The sequence below is a fragment of the Rhizobium sp. NXC24 genome, assembly GCF_002944315.1.
Classification (GTDB): Bacteria; Pseudomonadota; Alphaproteobacteria; order Rhizobiales; family Rhizobiaceae; genus Rhizobium.
Genome location: NZ_CP024314.1, coordinates 1,023,435 through 1,043,023, shown reverse-complemented (window position 1 = coordinate 1,043,023; position 19,589 = coordinate 1,023,435). Strand labels below are relative to the sequence as shown.

At 60.5% G+C, this 19,589-nt stretch carries 18 protein-coding genes; 8 read left to right on the top strand and 10 right to left on the bottom strand.

The genetic code is table 11. From position 1 onward, the window contains the following. Positions 1-115 precede the first annotated feature (115 nt). Together NXC24_RS28865 and NXC24_RS28860 are read right to left on the bottom strand one after the other, a co-directional pair. A complete protein-coding gene (locus tag NXC24_RS28865; RefSeq protein WP_104826791.1) occupies positions 116-2,587 on the bottom strand; it encodes a glycoside hydrolase family 2 protein in 2,472 nt (823 codons plus the stop codon). A 30-nt stretch (positions 2,588-2,617) separates the two neighbouring features. After that, a complete protein-coding gene (locus NXC24_RS28860) occupies positions 2,618-3,331 on the bottom strand; it encodes an FCD domain-containing protein (RefSeq protein ID WP_104826790.1) in 714 nt (237 codons plus the stop codon). Between the two features lie 115 nt (positions 3,332-3,446). Here NXC24_RS28860 and uxuA point away from each other — a divergent pair, with 115 nt between their 5' ends. After that, positions 3,447-4,649, top strand: a complete 1,203-nt coding sequence (uxuA, locus tag NXC24_RS28855; protein WP_104826789.1) for a mannonate dehydratase — start codon at positions 3,447-3,449, stop codon at positions 4,647-4,649. A gap of 191 nt (positions 4,650-4,840) precedes the next feature. Here the strand turns inward: uxuA and NXC24_RS35975 are convergent, their stop codons facing one another. Continuing rightward, positions 4,841-5,056: a hypothetical protein gene (locus NXC24_RS35975; RefSeq protein ID WP_245464183.1), complete on the bottom strand. Its 216-nt coding sequence runs from the start codon at positions 5,054-5,056 to the stop codon at positions 4,841-4,843. 154 nt (positions 5,057-5,210) lie between these two features. Here NXC24_RS35975 and NXC24_RS28845 point away from each other — a divergent pair, with 154 nt between their 5' ends. Further along, entirely contained in the window at positions 5,211-5,636 is a 426-nt protein-coding gene (locus NXC24_RS28845; RefSeq protein WP_104826788.1) for a glyoxalase/bleomycin resistance/extradiol dioxygenase family protein, read from the top strand. Between the two features lie 105 nt (positions 5,637-5,741). Here the strand turns inward: NXC24_RS28845 and NXC24_RS28840 are convergent, their stop codons facing one another. From NXC24_RS28840 to NXC24_RS28820, 5 genes are all read right to left on the bottom strand, one after another. Then, complete coding sequence (locus NXC24_RS28840) at positions 5,742-6,572, bottom strand: alpha/beta hydrolase (protein ID WP_104827883.1); 831 nt, start codon at positions 6,570-6,572, stop codon at positions 5,742-5,744. Between the two features lie 37 nt (positions 6,573-6,609). Continuing rightward, positions 6,610-7,857 carry a kynureninase gene (gene kynU, locus NXC24_RS28835; RefSeq protein ID WP_104826787.1) on the bottom strand — a complete coding sequence of 416 codons (1,248 nt, stop codon included), beginning with the start codon at positions 7,855-7,857 and terminating at the stop codon, positions 6,610-6,612. A 16-nt stretch (positions 7,858-7,873) separates the two neighbouring features. Beyond that, positions 7,874-8,797, bottom strand: coding sequence for an ABC transporter permease (locus NXC24_RS28830; protein WP_104826786.1), 924 nt, complete (start codon positions 8,795-8,797; stop codon positions 7,874-7,876). Between the two features lie 4 nt (positions 8,798-8,801). Next, positions 8,802-9,581, bottom strand: coding sequence for an ABC transporter ATP-binding protein (locus tag NXC24_RS28825; protein ID WP_104826785.1), 780 nt, complete (start codon positions 9,579-9,581; stop codon positions 8,802-8,804). A gap of 88 nt (positions 9,582-9,669) precedes the next feature. Beyond that, on the bottom strand, positions 9,670-10,656 hold the full coding sequence (locus NXC24_RS28820; protein WP_104826784.1) for an ABC transporter substrate-binding protein: 987 nt from the start codon (positions 10,654-10,656) through the stop codon (positions 9,670-9,672). A 183-nt stretch (positions 10,657-10,839) separates the two neighbouring features. On the opposite strand from NXC24_RS28820, the gene NXC24_RS28815 reads away from it, so the two are divergent. After that, positions 10,840-11,601, top strand: coding sequence for a GntR family transcriptional regulator (locus tag NXC24_RS28815; RefSeq protein WP_104826783.1), 762 nt, complete (start codon positions 10,840-10,842; stop codon positions 11,599-11,601). Positions 11,602-11,732: 131 nt separating this feature from the next. Then, positions 11,733-12,686 carry an NAD-dependent epimerase/dehydratase family protein gene (locus NXC24_RS28810; protein ID WP_104826782.1) on the top strand — a complete coding sequence of 318 codons (954 nt, stop codon included), beginning with the start codon at positions 11,733-11,735 and terminating at the stop codon, positions 12,684-12,686. 10 nt (positions 12,687-12,696) lie between these two features. Here the strand turns inward: NXC24_RS28810 and NXC24_RS28805 are convergent, their stop codons facing one another. Continuing rightward, the gene (locus NXC24_RS28805; RefSeq protein ID WP_104826781.1) at positions 12,697-13,905 is read right to left on the bottom strand and encodes a TIGR03862 family flavoprotein; all 1,209 of its coding nucleotides are present in this window, start codon (positions 13,903-13,905) and stop codon (positions 12,697-12,699) included. Positions 13,906-14,240: 335 nt separating this feature from the next. Here NXC24_RS28805 and NXC24_RS28800 point away from each other — a divergent pair, with 335 nt between their 5' ends. The 4 genes from NXC24_RS28800 to NXC24_RS28785 all read left to right on the top strand — a co-directional run bounded on the left by NXC24_RS28800 (position 14,241) and on the right by NXC24_RS28785 (position 18,394). Further along, complete coding sequence (locus tag NXC24_RS28800) at positions 14,241-14,960, top strand: TetR/AcrR family transcriptional regulator (RefSeq protein ID WP_104826780.1); 720 nt, start codon at positions 14,241-14,243, stop codon at positions 14,958-14,960. 131 nt (positions 14,961-15,091) lie between these two features. Then, on the top strand, positions 15,092-16,249 hold the full coding sequence (locus tag NXC24_RS28795) for a Gfo/Idh/MocA family oxidoreductase (RefSeq protein WP_104826779.1): 1,158 nt from the start codon (positions 15,092-15,094) through the stop codon (positions 16,247-16,249). An 11-nt stretch (positions 16,250-16,260) separates the two neighbouring features. After that, positions 16,261-17,436, top strand: coding sequence for a dihydrodipicolinate synthase family protein (locus NXC24_RS28790; protein ID WP_104826778.1), 1,176 nt, complete (start codon positions 16,261-16,263; stop codon positions 17,434-17,436). Positions 17,437-17,569: 133 nt separating this feature from the next. Then, entirely contained in the window at positions 17,570-18,394 is an 825-nt protein-coding gene (locus NXC24_RS28785) for a sugar phosphate isomerase/epimerase family protein (RefSeq protein WP_104826777.1), read from the top strand. Between the two features lie 88 nt (positions 18,395-18,482). On the opposite strand, the gene NXC24_RS28780 is transcribed toward NXC24_RS28785, so the two are convergent. Beyond that, complete coding sequence (locus NXC24_RS28780; RefSeq protein ID WP_104826776.1) at positions 18,483-19,589, bottom strand: branched-chain amino acid ABC transporter substrate-binding protein; 1,107 nt, start codon at positions 19,587-19,589, stop codon at positions 18,483-18,485.

Below are 19,589 nucleotides of genomic sequence, written 5' to 3'. Positions count from 1 at the left end.
GGTCGGGTGAACGCACTAGATCACAAGCCGTCGCACGATCATAGAAGGCAATTTACCGTTTCGATCGCAATGTTTCGTCAGGGTCGTTTCGGCCTGTGGCTGGCAGAGTTCTGCCTCACCGGGGGTGCGCTGTGCCTGCAACCTGATTGGCTGTACGCACGATAGCGGAAAGATCAGCGTCATCCCAGGCCTCTTTCGACAGGCCCCTGATGCGGAAGGTTTTGCTCTCGCCCGGCATCAGATTGACCAGCATATCGTCGACCTCGGCATTTGGGCTGATGCGGTCGGCAAACAGGCAGAGATCGCGCAGGAAAGATTGCGCCGTGATCGTGACGGCGACGCCGTCGGCGATCGGCTCGGCCTCTAGATCGAAGCGAGGCTGCGGATATTGCAGTTTCATATCCTTCTCGAAGAACCACCAGGCTTCGGCATCGCCGAGGCGGGCGCGCAGGAATTCGCGCTCAGGGTTGCCCGGCGTCGCCACATCCTTGGGGATGGAGATCTCGGCATTTTCGAAGCGGTCGCAAAGGATACGCCAGACGGAGTGGCGAGCGAGCAGCGTGCCGCTGAAATCGAAGCGTTCGATGGTGAAGGGCACGCGCCAGAACAGTGTCGCATCGTTAACGGCGATGGCGGCAAGACCGTCGCCGCGCGGCTGGATCGTGAGGAGATGCGGTGCATAGCTGTTGCGCAGGGCGTACCAAAGCGGCTTCTTCCGGCCTGCACCATCGACCGCTGCCCAGGAGGTCACCGGCCAGCAATCGTTGAGCTGCCAGACGATCGCGCCCATGCAGGTGGGGCGATGCGAACGCATGTGGTCGATCCCGACGCTGATGGCGCGCGCCTGGTTCAGTTGCGTGACGAAAAGCCAGTCGTCGAAATTTTCCGGGGCGGGAAACCAGTCTTCCAATCCCTTGATCAGCTTGTCGTTGCCACTGGTCGCCTTCTGGTGATGTAGGACACCGGGGGAGGCGGGCGCTCGACTTTTCTCTCGCACGGATTCGGTAAGCGTGGCGTAGGTCGAGGGCGCCTGCCAGCCGAATTCGGAGCAGAAACGCGGTATATAGTTGCGGTAGGTCTCGTATCCGACCTCGTTCCAGACGTCCCAGATGTGCTTGCAGCCATGCTCGTCGGCATTCGGCGCAATATCCATCGAGCCGGAATAGGGGCTTCCGGGCCAGTAGGGACGGGTCGGATCGATCTCAGCGACCAGTTTCGGTAACAGGTCAAGATAATAGCCGGCGCCCCAGGGGCGATTGGCGAGCACATCCTGCCAGCCCCAGTCGAAATACCCCCAGATATTTTCGTTGTTGCCATTCCAGAGCACCAGCGAGGGGTGCGGCATCAGCCGGGTGATCGCTTCGCGCGCCTCCGCCTCGATCTCGCTGTACACCGGCTCCTCCTCCGGATAGGCGGCGCAGGCGAAGAGGAAATCCTGCCAGACCATGATGCCGGCGGCGTCGCACTCTTCGAAGAAGGTATCGGACTCGTAAATGCCGCCACCCCAGACGCGGAGGATGTTCATATTGGCATCGCGTGCCTGGGCGATCCGCTCGCGATAGCGTTCCCGCGTCACGCGCGGCAGGAAGCAATCCTCCGGAATCCAGTTGGCGCCACGAGCGAAGACCTGCACGTCGTTGACGACGAGGGTAAAGGCAGAACCGATCTCATCGGGCGCGGTGTCGAGGCGCACGGAGCGAAAGCCAACGCGGCGCTGCCAGCGATCCAGCATCGCTCCGTCTGAGCCCAGAAGCTGGAGGTCGAGGTCGTAGAGCGGCTGGCCGCCAAGCCCGTGCGGCCACCAAATTTCCGGATTGTCGATACGGCATTCCGCCAGAGCATGCGTCTCGCCCTGCGCAATTCGGACTTCGGTTCGTTTGCCGCCGATCGACATCACCAGAGCCGCGCTGTCCGTGCCTTCGTCCGCCCATTCGACCTCGATACGCAGGCGCGCAATACCGTCACCGCCCTGCAAGGTAATTTCCGGTCGGACAATGGCGAGACGTGCCTTCGACCAGCTTTCAATGGCGACTGGCTTCCATATGCCTGCTGTGACGACGCTCGGACCCCAGTCCCAGCCGAAATTGCAGGCCATCTTGCGGATGAGGTTACCGGGTCCGGGATAGTTGGCCGGGATATCGGCCGCTGAACCGAGCGCGCTGCGGACCGCCTCGCCATGGGCATAGGCGGAATCGAAGTCAACGATTAACTCGTTCCGGCCCTCCTTGAGCTGCTCGCGAACGTCGAAACGATAGCTGCGATGCATATTGCAGGTTTCCCCGAGCAATATGCCGTTCAGTTCCAGGCGTGCCGCGGTGTCGAGCCCGAGGCAGGAGAGATCGACCCGATCCGCCTCTTCGTCATCCCAGTCGAAAGCCATCCGGTAACGCCAGGCCGAGCGGCCGATCCAGTCCTGGGAGATCTCGTTGACATCCAGATAAGGGTCGGTGATGAGCCGGGCCGACAGCAGATCAAGATGCACATTGCCAGGCACGGCAGCCGGAATCGTCGCCGGGAGCGTCGGGGCGGTCGAAGGTGCGCGTACGCGAGAAAGGGTCCAGCCGGTGTCGAGTGGCAGTTTCTTCATGATTATCTGTCCGTCAGGAAATGGATTGTGTCAAATCTGTCGCGGTTCTTGGGGAGGCTGGATGAACTGCAACCCGGCGTGAAGATGACGGTTCATATGGTAGGCATAGGCGATTCGGTCACGCTGTTGGAGCGCGACGATGATGTCGCAATGTTCGTTATAGGCACTTTCGACGGCGGCCCGGGAGCGCTTGCCGGCTTCCATCAGCCGCTGCAACAGTGGCTGTAGAATGCCATAGACCTGTGACAGTGTGCGATTGTTGGCAAGGCTGACGAGTTCGGCATGGAACTTGAAGTCGAATTCCGCAGCCTCCGACAGTTCCGGCGCCAGCTTCATGGCGTCGTTGATTGCCTTCAGCCGCGCAATGCTGGTGTCGTCGATAGTCTCGAAGAGAAGATCGGAGAGATTGACCTCGATCAGCCGGCGAAAACCCTGAATGTCCAGGAAGCTTTCGGCCGATATGTCGATCGCGAAGGAGAACAATTCCATCAGCGCCTGTTGGCGGCGGTCGGTGATGACGGCGCCGACCTTTTGCCTGCTTTCGACGATGCCATAGGCCTTCAGGATGCGGATTGCTTCGCGCACTGTATTGCGGCTGCTGTTGAACATAGCCGCCAGCTCGATTTCCGATGGCAGGGCGTCGCCGAGCCCCAGATTGCGCTCGCGCATCAGCCGCCGGATCTCGTCGACCACCTGGTCCACCGCCGATCCTTTACTCTCGATCTCAGCGGATTCCATCGCCATGCATCCCCCATCCATTGAAAGGATATTGTTGGTCAATAAGGGATGTCAAGCAGACATGGTGATGGACTTTCGCCGATGTAGCGATATGTTGACCAACAAATAAGGGAGGCATTGCATGGAGAGCTGTTGGCGCTGGTTCGGGCCGAAGGATCTCGTTCCACTCATTCACGCGCGTCAAGCCGGCGCAACGGGCATTGTCACGGCCCTGCACGAGATCTCCCATTCCCGCACTTGGACGCCGGGGGAGATCGGGGCTCGCAAGGCCCTGGTGGAAGCAGCCGGTATGCGCTGGAGCGTCTGCGAATCGATCCCGGTCCCAAGCGCCATCAAGCTTGGCGGCGCCGGCGCTACTCAGGCGATCGGCGTCTGGAAGGACACGCTGGTCAATCTCGCCCGATCCGGCATCAAGACGATCTGCTACAACTTCATGCCGGTGGTCGATTGGACGCGCACGAACTTGCGCTTCGAGATGCCGACGACGGCGCTTGCCCTTCGTTTCGACATGGTGGAATTCGTTGCCTATGATGTTTTCGTTCTGCGCCGGAAAGGTGCCGAGGCAAACTATGGGCCGGAGCTTTTGCAGCGTGCCGAGGAGCGGCTGAAGGGGCTCTCGGAAGAGGCGGTTCGTCGACTGGAGAGCAATATCATCGCCGGTCTTCCGGGCGGCGAGGATAGCTACGGGCGTGAGGCGATCCGTACTGCCATCGAATCCTTTGACGGGCTGACGACGGAGGACCTGCAGACGAACCTCGACAATTTTCTGCACGAGGTCGTGCCGGTCGCCGCCGAAGTTGGAGCACGACTCGCCATCCATCCCGACGATCCTCCGATTTCGCTCTTTGGCTTGCCGCGAGTGGTTTCGACGGCGGAAGATCTGCGTCGCATCACTGGCTGCGTCGATCATCCCGCCAACGGCCTGACACTTTGCGTCGGCTCCCTTGGTTCGCGCCCCGACAATGACGTGCTTGCCATCGCCCGCGAATTTGCGTCGCGCATCAATTTTGCCCATTTGCGCGATGTGGCGATCGAGCCGGATGGTTCCTTTGTCGAAGCCGCCCATCTGGAAGGGCGCAGTGACGTGTACGCGATCCTGCGCGTACTTCTGGCGGAGGAGGCTCGCCGCCGCACCGATGGCCGAGCCGACCACATGATTCCGATGCGCCCCGACCACGGCCACCTGATCGGCGACGATGTCGATAAGCCGACCAATCCCGGCTATTCGCTGATCGGGCGGCTCAAGGGCCTGGCCGAGCTACACGGCGTCATCCACGCCATTGGCAAGATCGATGACTACTCACGCTATTGGAAAAGCTTTTAGAGATTCCTGCTCGGCAAGCCGATGCCGCCTTCATCGCTTTAATCTGACGGGAACAAAGACATTCCAATGTCTTTCCCAACTGCCGTCGATCGTCCTGCTGCAGGTCACTGCGACATTCGGCGCGGACAGGCCATAGGCTTTGGGAACCCATTTCACCGTCAGCGGCACAGCGCATCTCGGCACCTGAATCTTCAGATTGGGGCAAGCGCCTCCCAATTGGTGCCATCAGACACATTTTCCCTGGCGATGAATTGCCTCGCCTCTTCCCTTATCTCGAAAAGGCCGTGTTTTACGCCGCTCGTCCTGTCGTCTTCTATGCCGCGATAGGCGAGGCCGGACGCCAAGCAAGTTGGAGCCACCCCGGCAAACAGCCCTAAGGACAGAAACAGTGTTTGCCATCGGGTCATGTGTCTCTCGCCGTTCTTGGGATGCAAGGTTCTTTGCCACGAAATGATCATATCGAAAAACCTTCACCGCGCGTGTCGGAAAATCGGATCGAAGCTCGTCCTTGGGACAGCCCGTCCAATGGGCACTAGCAAAATCCGTTCCGAGGAGTCGATCATGACCGATGCAACAGAACAATCGCAGCAGCCCAAGGTGCCGGTGCTTGGCGGCCTGGTGGCCTATTTGACGGTGGATGGCGCCATGAAGGCCGCCGAATTCTACAAGCGCGCCTTCGGCGCCGAACAGGTCTTCATGTATCCGGCTGACGAGCAGGGCCGGACGATGCATATCCATCTCTATATCAACGGCAGTTCGTTGATGCTCTGCGACGCTTATCCCGAACATGGTCACGCGCTGCAAAAGCCGCAGGCCTTTACCCTGCAACTGCTTGTCTACGACATCGATGCCTGGTGGAAACGCGCCGTCGATGCCGGCGCCGAGGTCCTCATGCCAATCGAGGTGATGTTCTGGGGCGACCGCTGGGGCCAGCTTCGCGATCCCTTCGGCATCGTCTGGGCCATGAACGCGCCCGTCAAGAAATAAACTTTGCAGAAAGGACCGGGTTCGAAGAGTTCGAGCCCGGTCCCATTCGTCGAATGTCGTTGCAATGTTGAACCAGACGCGGCTTTCAGGATGAAGCCTTGTCTATTATTCAGAGAGCAGGGTCCGTGTCAGGGGATGCATGGGATCAGTCAGGCCATCCAATATCGTGAAATGATTGCGATCCGGCTCGATGACAGCGGCCGTTGCCGCTCCGAGGCCGGTCCAGATATTGGCAAGCAGGGCATTCTGGCGGATGAATTCGGCACGCTCCGCGCCGCCGACCCAACAGGTGAGGCGGACATTGTCTGCGGGCTCCAGCAGCGCCGGGCTTTCGGCCGCGGCTTCAGCGGCATCGATGCGCAGATATTCATTCATAGCCCTCTTCATGATCGGTCGCAGGTCATGCACTCCGGAGATGGAGACCACATGGCGGATGCGGGCCTGGATGGATGCCGGTAATGGTGATGTCGTTGTGACGATGCGAGTTGCGAGCTGGCCGCCGGCCGAATGTCCTGTCAGCATCAGAGGGCCGTCGACCATATCCGCGGCGGCGCTAATCGCGGCCGCAACCTCTTTGGCGATGCCCGTGAGGCGGTTCTCAGGACAAAGCGTGTAGGAGGGGATGGCGACGGCGTAACCATTGGCGATCGGGCCAGCGGCGAGATGCGACCAAAAGCTTTTGTCGAGCTCCAGCCAATAGCCGCCATGGATGAAGACCACCAATCCCTTTGGCGCCTCGGTGGGCAGGAAGAGGTCGAAGCGATTGCGCTTGCCAGACCCATAGGCGAGATCGAGTTTGGCGCGACCGGTCGTGGCCAGGCTATCGCGGAAGGTTTGCGCCGGCTCCACCCAGGCGGCCGGCCAGCGGTCACCGCCGACCACATAGGCGTCGCTGGTGTAGGCACTTTCCCAGTCGGTGATCCTGAAATAGCTCATCGCCATGTCCCCCCGCTTCGCGAGCGCCAATTCCCTATCAGGTCACAGTCGACCGCACGGCAAACCGCGCGTCCCTCCACGATCCGCTGCTCAGAATATCCTCTAGCACCTCCGCCGCCTGCCAGACGTCGCGGTAACCGACATACAGCGGCGTGAAGCCGAACCGCAGGGTTGCGGGCGCGCGGAAGTCGCCGATCACGCCGCGTTCGATCAGTGCCTGCATCACTTCATAGCTGTTGCTGTGGGTGAAGGAGACCTGGCTGCCGCGTCTTTCGCTATCGCGCGTGGTTTCCAGGACAACGCCATGTTGGCCGCATTTCGCCTCGACCAACTGTATGAAGAGGTCCGTCAGCGCAATGCTCTTCCTGCGAAGCGCGCCCATGTCGACCTCATCCCAGACGCCGAGCACGCCCTTCAGCGCTCGCAGCGACAGAATTGGCTGCGTGCCGCAGAGGAAGCGCTTGATGCCATCGCCGCCGGCGAAATTCCGCTCAAAAGCAAAAGGCCGCGCATGTCCCCACCAGCCGCTGAGCGGCTGTGTGATGGCGTCGTGGTGTCTATGGGCGGCATAGATAAAGGCCGGCGAGCCGGGACCGCCGTTCAGGTATTTGTAGGTGCAGCCGACAGCGAAATCGGCGTTGGCACCGTCAAGATCGACCGGCAATGCACCTGCGCTGTGGCAGAGATCCCAAATCACCAGCGCACCGGCCTCGTGGATCCGGCGCGTCAGCGCCGCCATATCGCGCAGCTCGGCGCTCTTGTAGTTGACGTGATTGATGAGCACGACCGCGACCTGATCGTCGATGAGGTCCTCGATATTGTCCGCATCCCGGCCTTCGAGGCGAAGGGTAACGCCTGGGCGCGTCGAGGCAACGCCTTCGGCCATATAGAGATCGGTCGGAAAGCTGTCGCCTTCCGCGACGATAACGCTGCGGCCTGGCCGCATGGCAAGTGCGGCATGCAGGGCTTTATAGATGTTGATCGAGGTCGAGTCCGTAACCACGGTCTGCCCCCGCGCCGCGCCGATCAGACGTCCGATGCGGTCGCCGAGCTCAAGCGGCAGGTGGAACCAGCCGGCGCTGTTCCAGCTACGGATGAGGCCGTTGCCCCACTCCTCCTTTGCCGCCTGCTGCAATTCGGCGAAAACATCATGCGAGGCGGCACCGAGCGAATTGCCGTCGAGATAGATGACGCCCTCAGGCAAGGCGAAGCGGCCGCGGAAGGACCGCAGCGAATCGGCCGCATCCATGGCCTCGACAGCGGCGAGATCGGGAAGGCTAGTCATAGTGTCGGGTCTCACTTTATTCGCGAATGGTTTCCCGGGCGGGCGCGCCGCCGCGGCTGCGCTTGATGCTTGGCAGGGCCAGCATCAGTAGGACGAACAGGCCGGTAGCGAGCTTCAGGTTCGGCGGCGGCATGCCGGCAGCGAGGCAGAGCGAGACGAGCTGGTAATAGATGATCGAGCCGACGAAGGGTGCCAATAGCTGCCGCAATACCGTCTGCTTGCCGGTGAAGGCCTCGCCGATCATTAGGGCCGCCAAGCCGTTGATCAGGATGCCGATGCCCATATTGACGTCGGCAAAGCCCTGCGATTGCACCATCAAGGCGCCGCTGGAGGCAGAAAAGGCGCTGGCGAGGCCGACGCCGCCGATCGTCGCGGCCCAGACATTGATGCCTTGCGCTTCGGCCATATCCGGATTGGAGCCGACAGCGCGCATGGCGGTGCCTTTCTCCGTCTTGAAATAGAGGTTCAGCGCGATGAGCACGATCAAGGCGATCAGGCCGGCAATGACGATCTTGCTTGCCGGAAAGCCTGGTTGGGTCAGGGGCACCCAATCGAATACGGTTGGCTGGCCGAAGACCGAGAGGTTCGACTTGCCCATGATGCCGAGATTGATGCTGTAGAGCATGGTCGACATCAGGATACCGGCGAGCAGCGTGTGGATGCGGAAGCGCAGATGGATGAAGGCCGTGCAGCAACCGGCGGCAAGGCCGACGACAAAAGCCGCAATGATCGCCAGCGGCGGTGCGACGCCGGCGGCGAGCAGGATGCCGCAGACGCAGCCGCCGAGCGGAAAAGCGCCTTCGCTGGTCAGATCCGGAAAGCTCAGCATGCGGAAGGGGATCATGATCCCCAGCACGACGAAGCTCAGGATGAAGCTCTGCGCCAGCGTGACCGGGATGAGCGAGACGAAGCTCGAAATCGTTGTCTGAATGAAGTCCATGATATCAGCTCACCAGCAGCATGCGGTCGGACTTGACGGCGAAGTGGCCGATCAATTCGGGAACGGTGATCCGCTTCTTCGCTTCACCGATGATTTCGAGATGAACTTTGCCGGCGTCGAGCATGATAACGCTGTCGCCGAAGTCGACGGCGTGCTGCATATTGTGCGTCACCATCAGGGTCGTAAGCTTTAACGTTTCGACGGTTCGCACCGTTGCCTGCATGACAATGTCGGCCGTGCGTGGATCGAGGGCGGCGGTGTGTTCGTCGAGCAGCAGTACGTCGGGCGAACCGCCCACTGCCATGATGAGGGACAGCGACTGACGCTGGCCGCCGGAAAGCAGTTCCACCTTGGTATCCAGCCGGTTCTCAAGGCCGAGACCGAGAACGGCGAGGCGTTCCTTATAGGCGGCGAGACGTGTGGCATTCAGGCCAGGCCGAAATCCCCGGCTCTTCCCGCGCAGCTCCGCCAAAAGCATGTTCTCGCCGACTGTCATGCTGGCGGCGGTGCCCTTCATCGGGTCCTGGAAGACGCGGGCGAGCCGCGACGCACGCTTGTGGACCGGCATGCTCGTGACGTCGTTGCCATTGATGAGAATCTGGCCGGAATCGAGGCTGAGGGCACCGGAAATCGCATTCAGCATGCTGCTCTTGCCGGCGCCGTTCGAGCCAATGACGACGCCGAATTCGCCGGTCTTGAGGGAGAGCGTCAGGCCGTTGAGCGCGATCTTTTCGTCGGGCTGGCCTCTGTAGAAAACCTTGCGCGCGGATTTGATGTCCAGCATCCGTGCCTCCCCTGCAGTGTAGGGTTATGAAATGGCGGCGCCTTCAACGCCGCCATGGATCAGATGGATCCTTCGAAGATGCCGCCTATTACTTCGTGAAGCAATTGCAATCGGCAAGCGAGGCCGGAACGTCGGCGCCGAAGGCCTTCAAAACGGTCTTGTTGATCAACGGAGCATGGTCCTCATAGGCAGGACGTGATGGCGCGATCGTCTTGGGATCGCCACCCTTGAGGATCTTTGCAGCGATCCTGCCGGCATTTTCACCGACCTGCTCGTAGTTGACAGCGAAGCTTGCCGGCACGACACCGCTGCGAACAGCGGCGTCGTCGGAATTGACGATCGGGATTTGTGCTTGGCGGGCGGCTGCGGCAACGGCGGTGATTGCCGGCTGCAAGAGGTTGGAGGCGGGCGTGTAAATCACGTCTGCCTTGCCGGCGAGCGAGGCGATGCGCTGCTGGATGTCGTTGACATTGTCGACGCCGACCGGGACCAGTTCGAAGCCTGCGGCCGGAGCGGCTGCCTTAACCTTTTCGATCAGGGCAGCGTCGTTGGCCTCGCCCGGATTGTAAGGCACGCCGATGCGCTTGGCGTTCGGAAGCAGCTTCTTGGTGAAGGTCAAGATGGCGGCGATGTCCTGCAGGTCGCTTGCGCCGGTAATGCCCTCATCGCCGGCATCCCAGGAAGGAACCAGCTTGGCGGCGACCGGATCGGTCACTGCCGAGAATACGATCGGGATACCGGAGCCCGCGAGTGCCTTCTTGGCGATCTGTGAGACCGGCGTCGTGATGGTGTACATCAGCTTCGGATGATCCGACTGCAACTTGGCGATCATCTGCGGCACCAGCGAGGCGTCGAAGCTGGTGTTGCTCTCGGTATAGACGACATCCTTGCCTTCGACGAAGCCATTCTCGGCCAGCGCCTTTTTGAAGCCGGCGATCGAAGCGTTGAGCTGCGGATGTTCGCCGAAATTGGCAATCGCGATCTTGATCGGCTCGGCGGCTGCCGTCGCAATGCTCGCCATGACCGCGCCGGCGACGACCAGCCCCGACAGCCATCTGGATGTGGACTTCCTCATGATTTCCTCCCGGATTTTATAAGAGAGCCTCGCTCTCTCAACTTTGTTTTTGAGATCATAGCGGTTGCGGTGCTGCTGTCAATTTACGATATATGATATGCACTATAAGCACCTTTGATATATAATTTTACTGAAAACCAAATTTATATATAATTTGCGGCTTCAGGTATCGGGATCGACGCTATGCAGGACAAGGAACCTCTGACGAAGACGGAAGCGGCCTATTGGCTCCTGCGCCGGGATATTCTCAACACGAAGCTGCGGCCCGGCGCATCGTTGAAGCTCAGCACTTTGCGGGATACCTATGGCGTCGGCTGGACTCCGCTGCGCGAAGCCTTGTCGCGGCTGGAGGCGGAAAAGCTGGTCACGGCCATCAGCAATCGCGGTTTTGCTGTCGCGCCGGTTTCCCGCACGGAGCTGGAAGATCTGATGCGGGCTCGGATGGTTGTGGAATTGCCGTTGCTGCTAGAATCGATCGAGAGGGGTGGTCCGGCCTGGGAATCCGCTGTGGTCACGGCCCACTACCGCCTCTCTCGCTGCAAGATCATACCCGACGCCGCTTCTGAGGAAATGGCGGATGAATGGGATGAAAAGCATACGGCATTTCATGCCGCTCTCTTAAGCGCTGCGACATCGAGCTGGCTCCTGCGCTTTCAAAGCACGATTTCCGACCAACTCCGCCGTCATCATCGTTTTCTCGGTCTGGCGCCGACACAGCGCGCCGCCGCTGGCCTGCAGAGCGGTTATGAAAAGGCGGTCGCCGCCCTGCGGGAGGCAATGGCGATCGAGCGGCATACGGAGTTGATGGAAGCGGCCCTCGATCGCGATATCGAGCGCGCCCGAGCACTGATGACCGAGCATATCGGCTATACGCTGCAGGTCTATATCAAGTCCGAAGATGAGGATGATGAGCGCGTGCCATCAAAGTTGCGCAGGAATGTCTAATCGTAACAAAGGCGTGTCCTCTTCTGTTTGGGGATGACAACACGGCGCGTGCCCCTATTCTTTAGGCGATCATTCTCTTCATTCCGGGTTCCGGCATCATCCGATTTTGAAAATACCCTTGGGAGGACATCATGACGCGTACAGTGGTCATAGGAGCAACCGGCCATGTCGGCACTTATCTTGTGCCGCGGCTGGTGGAGGCCGGGCATGAGGTGGTGGCGGTGAGCCGCGGCCAGGCAAAACCCTATTCGCCGAACCGGGCGTGGGATGCCGTCGAGCAATTGACGATGGATCGCGCTGCGATGGAAAAGGACGACAGTTTCGGGCCGGCGATCCGCGCTCTAAAGGCCGACATCGTCATCGATATGATCTGCTTTACATTGGAAAGCGCCAAGCATCTGACTGAGGCTCTCTCGGGTCATGTCGGCCATTTCCTTCATACAGGCACGATCTGGACGCACGGTCTTTCCACCGTCGTGCCGACGCTCGAGGAAACGCCGAAGCGACCGTTCGGCGAATACGGAACGCAGAAGGCCGCGATTGAGAGCTATTTGCTAACGAAGGCGCGTATCGAGAGTTTCCCTGCGACGCTGATCCATCCGGGCCATATCGTCGGCCCCGGCTGGGCACCGCTCAATCCGGCCGGACATTTCAACCTCGCGGCATTTTCGACGCTGGCGCGGGGTGAAACGCTCGTGCTGCCGAATTTCGGTCTGGAAACGGTCCATCATGTCCATGCCGACGATGTCGCTCAAATGTTCATGGGCGCAATTGCCAATTGGCGCGCTTCGACCGGCGAGAGTTTCCATGCGGTGTCGAGCGGCGCGCTGACGCTTCGGGGTTATGCCGAGGCGATGTCGCGCTGGTTCGGCCATGAGCCGAAACTGGAATTTCTTCCCTACGACAAATGGGCGGAAGGCCAGACGCCGGAGGATGCCGAGGCGACGTGGGAGCATATTGCCCGCAGCCCGAATTGCTCGATCGCTAAGGCCGAGCGGCTTCTCGGCTACGCGCCGCGCTATACCTCGCTGCAGGCCGTGCAGGAATCCGTGACTTGGCTGATGGAGAAGAGACGGATCGGGTGACGGCATCCCCTTACCGTTGTAGCCAAACCTCTATTCCTTTCGCTGCCGCGCGTCCGGTGGCGAAACAAGCCGAGAGAAGATAGCCGCCGGTCGGCGCTTCCCAATCGATCATTTCTCCGGCGACGAACACGCCGGGGAGGGCCTTCAACATATATCCGTCGTCGATAGCGCTCCAGCGGATGCCGCCGGCCGATGAGATGGCCTCGGTGATGGGCCTCGGCCTCAGGAGCGGGATCGGCAGGGCCTTGATCAGGTGCGACAGTCGTTCCGGATCTGCCAAATTGGCTGATGGAACCAGTTCTCGCAGCAGCGCCATCTTGACGCCTTCGATTCCCGCCCCTTTGCGAAGGCGATTGGAAAGGCTGGCTTTGACATCCTGCCGCGCCAGATCGCGGGATAATCGCTGCGCTGTCCTGCCGGGCGTAAGATCGACCGTGAGCGCGGCTTTACCGTCGTTTGCGAGCCGGTCACGCAGGCTGGCGGCATGGGCGTAGACGAGGCTGCCTTCGATACCGTGTCGGGAAATGACGAACTCGCCGGGAAAAGTGCCGGCGGCCGATGTTGCGGTCACGGCTTTCAGCGGCTCTCCGGCGAAGCGCTCGCTAAAAATGGCGCTCCAGGCGACATCGAAGCCACAATTGGCGGGCTGGAAGTCGGCGATGTCGATGCCTTTGTTCCGAAGCCAGGCGATCCAGGCGGCGTCCGAGCCGAGCCGGGGATAACTCGCGCCACCAAGCGCGAGCAGGGCTGCGTCGCATTGAACGATCGTTCGTCCCTCTGGCGTCTCGAAGGCAAAGCCGCCTTCTGCAAAGCCGGACCAGCGATGCCTTGTCAAAACCTTGACGCCTTCTGTCTCCAGCCTGCCGATCCAAGCGCGCAGCAGCGGCGAGGCCTTCATGACCGCTGGAAAGACACGGCCCGAAGAGCCGGTGAATGTCTCCGTGCCAAGTCCTGCCGCCCAGCTCCTGATATCATCAGGCGTAAAAGCGTCGAGGGCCGAACGTAACCGGTCGGAGCTTTGGCCGAAGCGATTGGCGAAGCGGATATAATCTTCCGAGTGGGTGATGTTGAGGCCGGATTTCCCCGCCAGCAGGAATTTGCGGGCGACGGTCGGCATGCTATCGTAAACGGTGATCCGATGACCGGATAGCGACAGCACTTCGGCCGCCATCAGCCCCGCCGGCCCGCCACCGATGATCGCGATCTGCTTTCCTGTCATGAAGCCGCCCGGTGCTGAATTGTTTTTGTTCTCTTGGGCCGAGCCTGCATTGAAAGCAAGGTGTCTCGCCTAAGTCATTGCCGTTATAGGTGCGAGTCGCTTGCGAAGCTGTCGGATCGCACGTTCCGCTCGCCATCGCCAAGAAGGCATGATCGATGATCAGCGCGATGCTTCGAGCTTGCGCGCTGGTCACGTTGCCAACGGCGCAATTTTTATATAACCATATAGTTACTATCGCTTCCGATTTTCCTGGGGCTGTCAACTTGTGTCATGATCGAGTAATTGTCGGCGGCTAGGGGGCCGCGTGGCCTTGCCAAACGCAATCGGGAGCGGCGATGAGCGAAGCCAAAATCACGAAGGGCCGATCGAAGAGCCCGGAGGCTGAAACTGTGGTCGGGTCCACCGATCAGGCGGTATCGACCTCACCCGCCGAGCGGCCGCGCCTCAGGGATGCGGAGCGCACGAGCAAGGCGATCCTGGCTGCGGCGACGAAGGAATTTGCCGAGCGCGGCTATGGCGGTGCCCGTGTCGATGCCATAGCCGAGCGCGCCAAGATCAACAAGCGCATGCTCTATCACTATTTCGGGGGCAAGGATGCCCTTTATGTCGCTGTGCTGGAAGGCAGTTACGTTGCCATCCGTTCGGCGGAGGCAAGGCTCGATCTCTCGCACCGCAGCCCCACGGAAGGCATGCGGGAGCTTGTTGTTTTCACATGGAAATATTTTCTCGATCACCCGGAATTTCTTGGCATTCTCAACACGGAAAACCTGCATAAGGCCCGCTTTCTGAAGAGGTCGGCGCGGATTTTCGAGCTGCATTCGCCCCTGGTCTCGGAGATTTCCGGTCTGCTGGATCGCGGCGCTGCGGCCGGCGATTTCCGTCCGGACTGTGATCCCGTCAAGATCTACATGAGCATCGCGGCCCTCGGTTCCTTCTTCCTGACGAACCGCTGGACGCTGTCGACGATCTTCCGGCGGAACCTTTCCGATAAGTCGGAGATCGACGCCTGGGGCGAGCATATCGTCGACGTCATCTTCGCCTACCTGCGTCCTTAAGCTTTTAAAACGCCTCTTAATCCCACCGAATCCGCGCAATTGCCGCTGCGGCCGTCGATGATGGCCGTTGACAGCGCCGCTTTGCCGTGTCACTCATGTAACTATATAGTTATTTACGGGAGGAGTGGGATATGGTGACGAAGCCGATCGGCATCATCATGCATGGCATCACCGGCCGCATGGGCTACAATCAGCATCTCGTGCGGTCGATCCTGGCGATCCGCGAGCAGGGCGGCGTGCTGCTTGCCAATGGCGACAGGTTGATGCCGGACCCGATCCTCGTCGGTCGCAATGCCGAAAAGATCGCAGAAGTCGCGCGTAAGCACGGCCTCGCGAAGACGACCACCGATCTCGACAGCGCTCTCGCCGATCCCCACAACACGATTTTCTTCGACGCCGGCTCGACGCAGATGCGCGTCTCGCTGCTGGAGAAAGCCATCGCAGCCGGCAAGCATGTCTATTGCGAGAAGCCGATTTCCGAGACGCTGGACGAAGCTCTTTCGGTCGCAAGCTCCGCAGAGCGTCGCGGCGTCAAGAATGGTGTCGTGCAGGACAAGCTTTATCTGCCGGGCCTGCGCAAGATCGCCATGCTGCGCGACAGCGGTTTCTTCGGCAAGATTCTCTCCGTGCGCGGCGAGTTCGGCTACTGGGTTTTCGAAGGCGATTGGGGCGTGAAAGCGCAGCGCCCCTCCTGGAATTACCGCAAGGCCGAGGGCGGCGGGATGATCCTCGATATGCTGCCGCACTGGCGCTATGTGCTCGACAATCTCTTCGGTGAAGTCAAAGCCGTAAGCTGCTACGGCGCGACGCATATTCCAAGCCGCGTCGATGAAAACGGCAAGACCTATGTCGCCGATGCTGACGATGCTGCCTATGCCACGTTCGAGCTCGACGGCGGCGTTGTCGCGCAGATCAATTCCTCCTGGGCGGTGCGCGTGCGCCGCGACGATCTCGTCACCTTCCAGGTGGACGGAACGCATGGTTCCGCGGTCTGCGGGCTGATGCGCTGCTGGACGCAGCATCGCGTTAACACGCCGAAGCCGGTCTGGAACCCGGACCAGCCGCAGCCGATCAATTTCTTCGAGACCTGGGACGAGGTGCCGGACACGCAGACCTTCGACAATGGTTTCAAGGCGCAGTGGGAGGATTTCCTGCGGCATGTCGTCGACGATACGCCATGGAAATTCACCTTGCGTGAGGGCGCCAAGGGCGTTCAACTCGCCGAACTCGCTCAAAAGAGCTGGGCAGAGCGCCGCTGGGTCGACGTTCCCTCGCTTTCCGCTCGCTAGGAGACAAGACCATGACGAAGACCCTTCGTTTGCCCGGCACCGACGGCAAGCTTGCCGAATTCATCGTCGCCAACACACCGCTTAGCCCACCGGAGCGCCCGGCAGGCGGCCATCGCTTCAATCGCGTCGCCTATGCCGCGGCTCATGTCGTCGTCGATCCCCTGGCCGACAATGATCCATGGCTTGACCGCAACATTGATTGGGAGCGGACGATCGCTTTCCGTGAATATCTCTGGGATCTCGGCTTTGGCGTCGCGGAAGCCATGGACACGGCGCAGCGCGGCATGGGTCTTGATTGGGCTGGTGCCAAGGAGCTGATCACGCATGCGCAGTCGGCCGCCCGCAATCGCTCGGATTCGCTGATCGCCTATGGCGCAGGCACCGATCATCTAGCGCCCGGTCCCGATGTCACTATCGACGACGTCATCCGCGCCTATGAGGAGCAAGTCGCCTTCGTCGAGGGACAGGGCGGGCGCATCATTTTGATGGCGAGCCGCGCGCTTGCGGCGGCTGCTAAGGGACCGGACGACTATATCCGCGTCTACAACCGCATCCTCGGGCAGGTCCAACAGCCGGTGATCATTCACTGGCTCGGCTCCATGTTCGATCCAGCTCTGGCCGGCTATTGGGGTTCGTCCGACGATATGCGGGCAATGGAGACGGCGGTCGCGATCATCAACGACAACGCCGCCAAGGTTGATGGCGTCAAAATCTCGCTGCTGTCGGCGGAAAAAGAGATCGTCATGCGCCGCCGTCTCGATCCGGCGGTCAAGATGTATACCGGTGACGATTTCAACTATGCCGAATTGATCGCGGGTGACAGCCAGGGCTATTCGCATGCGCTGCTCGGCATCTTCGACGCGATCGCGCCTGCGGCAAGCGCCGCTCTCGCGAAGTTGGCCGAAAACGATCTCGAAGCTTTCCATGAGATGCTGGCTCCGACCGTCCCTCTGTCGCGCCATATTTTCAAGGCGCCGACGCGCTTCTACAAGACCGGCGTAGTCTTCCTCGCCTATCTCAACGGCTTCCAGGATCACTTCCAGATGCTGGGCGGTCAACAGAGCACGCGTTCGATTGTGCATTTGTCGGAACTGTTCCGTCTGGCCGATACGGCCCGCGTTCTCAGAGACCCCGATCTTGCCGTGCAGCGGATGAAGACGATCCTTGCCACGGTCGGCGTCGCCTAAAGCAATTCCGGGAAAAGTGCGTGGCGGTTTTCCGTCCGGAATTGCGTGAAAACAAAGAGATAGAGTAGTTCGGCGATTCCGTGAAGCGCTGAACTGCTCTAATCGGGAAACGGGATCTGGGAGGATCATCAGAATGGCTGTATCCGGCCTTTCCATCAATCTTGCGACCGTGCGCCAACAATATGATATGCGTCAGGCGGTCGAGGCCTGCCTGAAGCAAGAGATCGTCGCGATTGCGCCCTGGCGCGATCAGGTGCATGCGATCGGCTTGGCGGAAGCAGCGAGGATCGTTGCCGATAATAGGTTGAAGGTCACCGGATTATGCCGTGGCGGCATGTTCCCAGCCGCAGATGCTGAGGGCCTGAGGGCCGCGATCGATGACAATAGACGGGCGATCGACGAAGCGGCGGCGCTGAATGCCGATTGCCTCGTGCTCGTTGTCGGCGGTCTGCCGAAGGGTTCGAAGGATATCGCTCACGCTCGCGAAATGGTGGCGGATGGCATCGCGGCGATCCTGCCGCATGCTCGCAGCGCCGGCATTCCGCTGGCAATCGAGCCGCTGCACCCGATGTATGCCGCCGACCGTGCCTGTGTGAATACGCTAGAACAAGCGCTCGATATCTGCGATCTGCTGGGCGAGGGCGTCGGTGTCGCAGTCGATGTCTACCATGTCTGGTGGGACCCGAAGCTTTATGAACAGATCGCGCGTGCCGGCGCCAAGGGCCAGATCCTGGCGCACCATATCTGCGATTGGCTGGTACCGACCACGGATCTGCTGCTCGATCGCGGCATGATGGGCGACGGCGTCATCGACCTGAAGCGTATTCGCGCCGCTGTTGAGGAGGCCGGTTTTTTCGGTCCGCAGGAGGTGGAAATCTTTTCGGAGGCGAATTGGTGGAAAAGGCCGGGTGAGGAGGTCCTTTCCACCTGCGTCGAACGTTTCCGCACGGTTTGTTGAAGGCGCAACGTGTGCCCGATCAGGCAGGCATAAAAAATGCCGGGCCACAAATGGCCCGGCGAAGTTTGAAGACTTAAACCAAAGCGGCTTATTCGACTGGGACGATCTTGCCCGCATCCCACTTGTAGAGCGAGAAGCTCTGCGAGGTGAGGTCGCCGGTTTCGCCATAGGTGACCTTCCCAATGGCGGTTTGGATCGGTTCGCCGCTCTTCAGTGCGGTGGCGACGGCTTGGGCGTCGTCGGCGCTGCTGGCCTTTTCAATGCCGGCCTTCAGGACTTGCACGGCAGCGTAGGCGTTCAGCGTGAAGGCTTCCGCCGGGATGTTGCGCTCCTTCAGCGCCGCGGCGGCGGTCTGGGAATCCGGGTTCTTCAGCGCGTCGGAGGCATTGGTGAAGATCGTGCCTGCAGCGGCTTCATTGCCGATTGCCCAATATTCGGTATTCGACAGGCCGTCGCCGCCGATGAGCTGCGCCTTGACGGATATGTCGTGCAATTGGCGGGCGAGAAGGCCGCCTTCCGGATGATAGCCGCCGAAATAGACGAGATCGACGCCGGCAGCCTTGAGCTTCGCCGTCAGCGCGCTGTAATCCTTTTCGCCAGGGGTCAGGGAATCGTTGAGCACTTCGGTTACGCCACCGGCGTTGAGCGTTGCCTTGAAGGCGTCCGCCAGACCTTTGCCATAGGCGGCCTTGTCGTTGAGGATGGCGATCTTCTTGTCCTTGAAGTTCTTCAGCACGTATTTCGCGGCGACATCAGCCTGCTGGTCGTCACGGCCGCAGGTGCGCAGAATGTTGGGGAGGCCGCGCTTGGTGAGATCCGGCGCGGTCGCGGTCGGCGTCACCATCAGGATACCGTTTTCAGCGAGTGCATCCGATACCGGAATGGCAACGCCCGAGGTTACCGGACCGACGACGAAACGAATGCTCTGACCCACGAAATCGTTAGCAACGGAGACGCCCTGCTTCGGATCCCCGGCATCGTCTCCCAGCTTCAGCACGACTTTCTGGCCGAGGATACCGCCGGCCTTGTTGATCTCGTCAACGGCGGTCTGCGCGCCGTTCTTGACCTGGTCGCCGTAAGCGGCCACAGGGCCGGTTAGTGGCGCGATGAGGCCGATCACGATATCCGCATGCGCAAGTGGCGCGAAGGCCAGCGAGGCGACGAAGGTCGCAGCCGTCAATGTCTTCAGACTCAT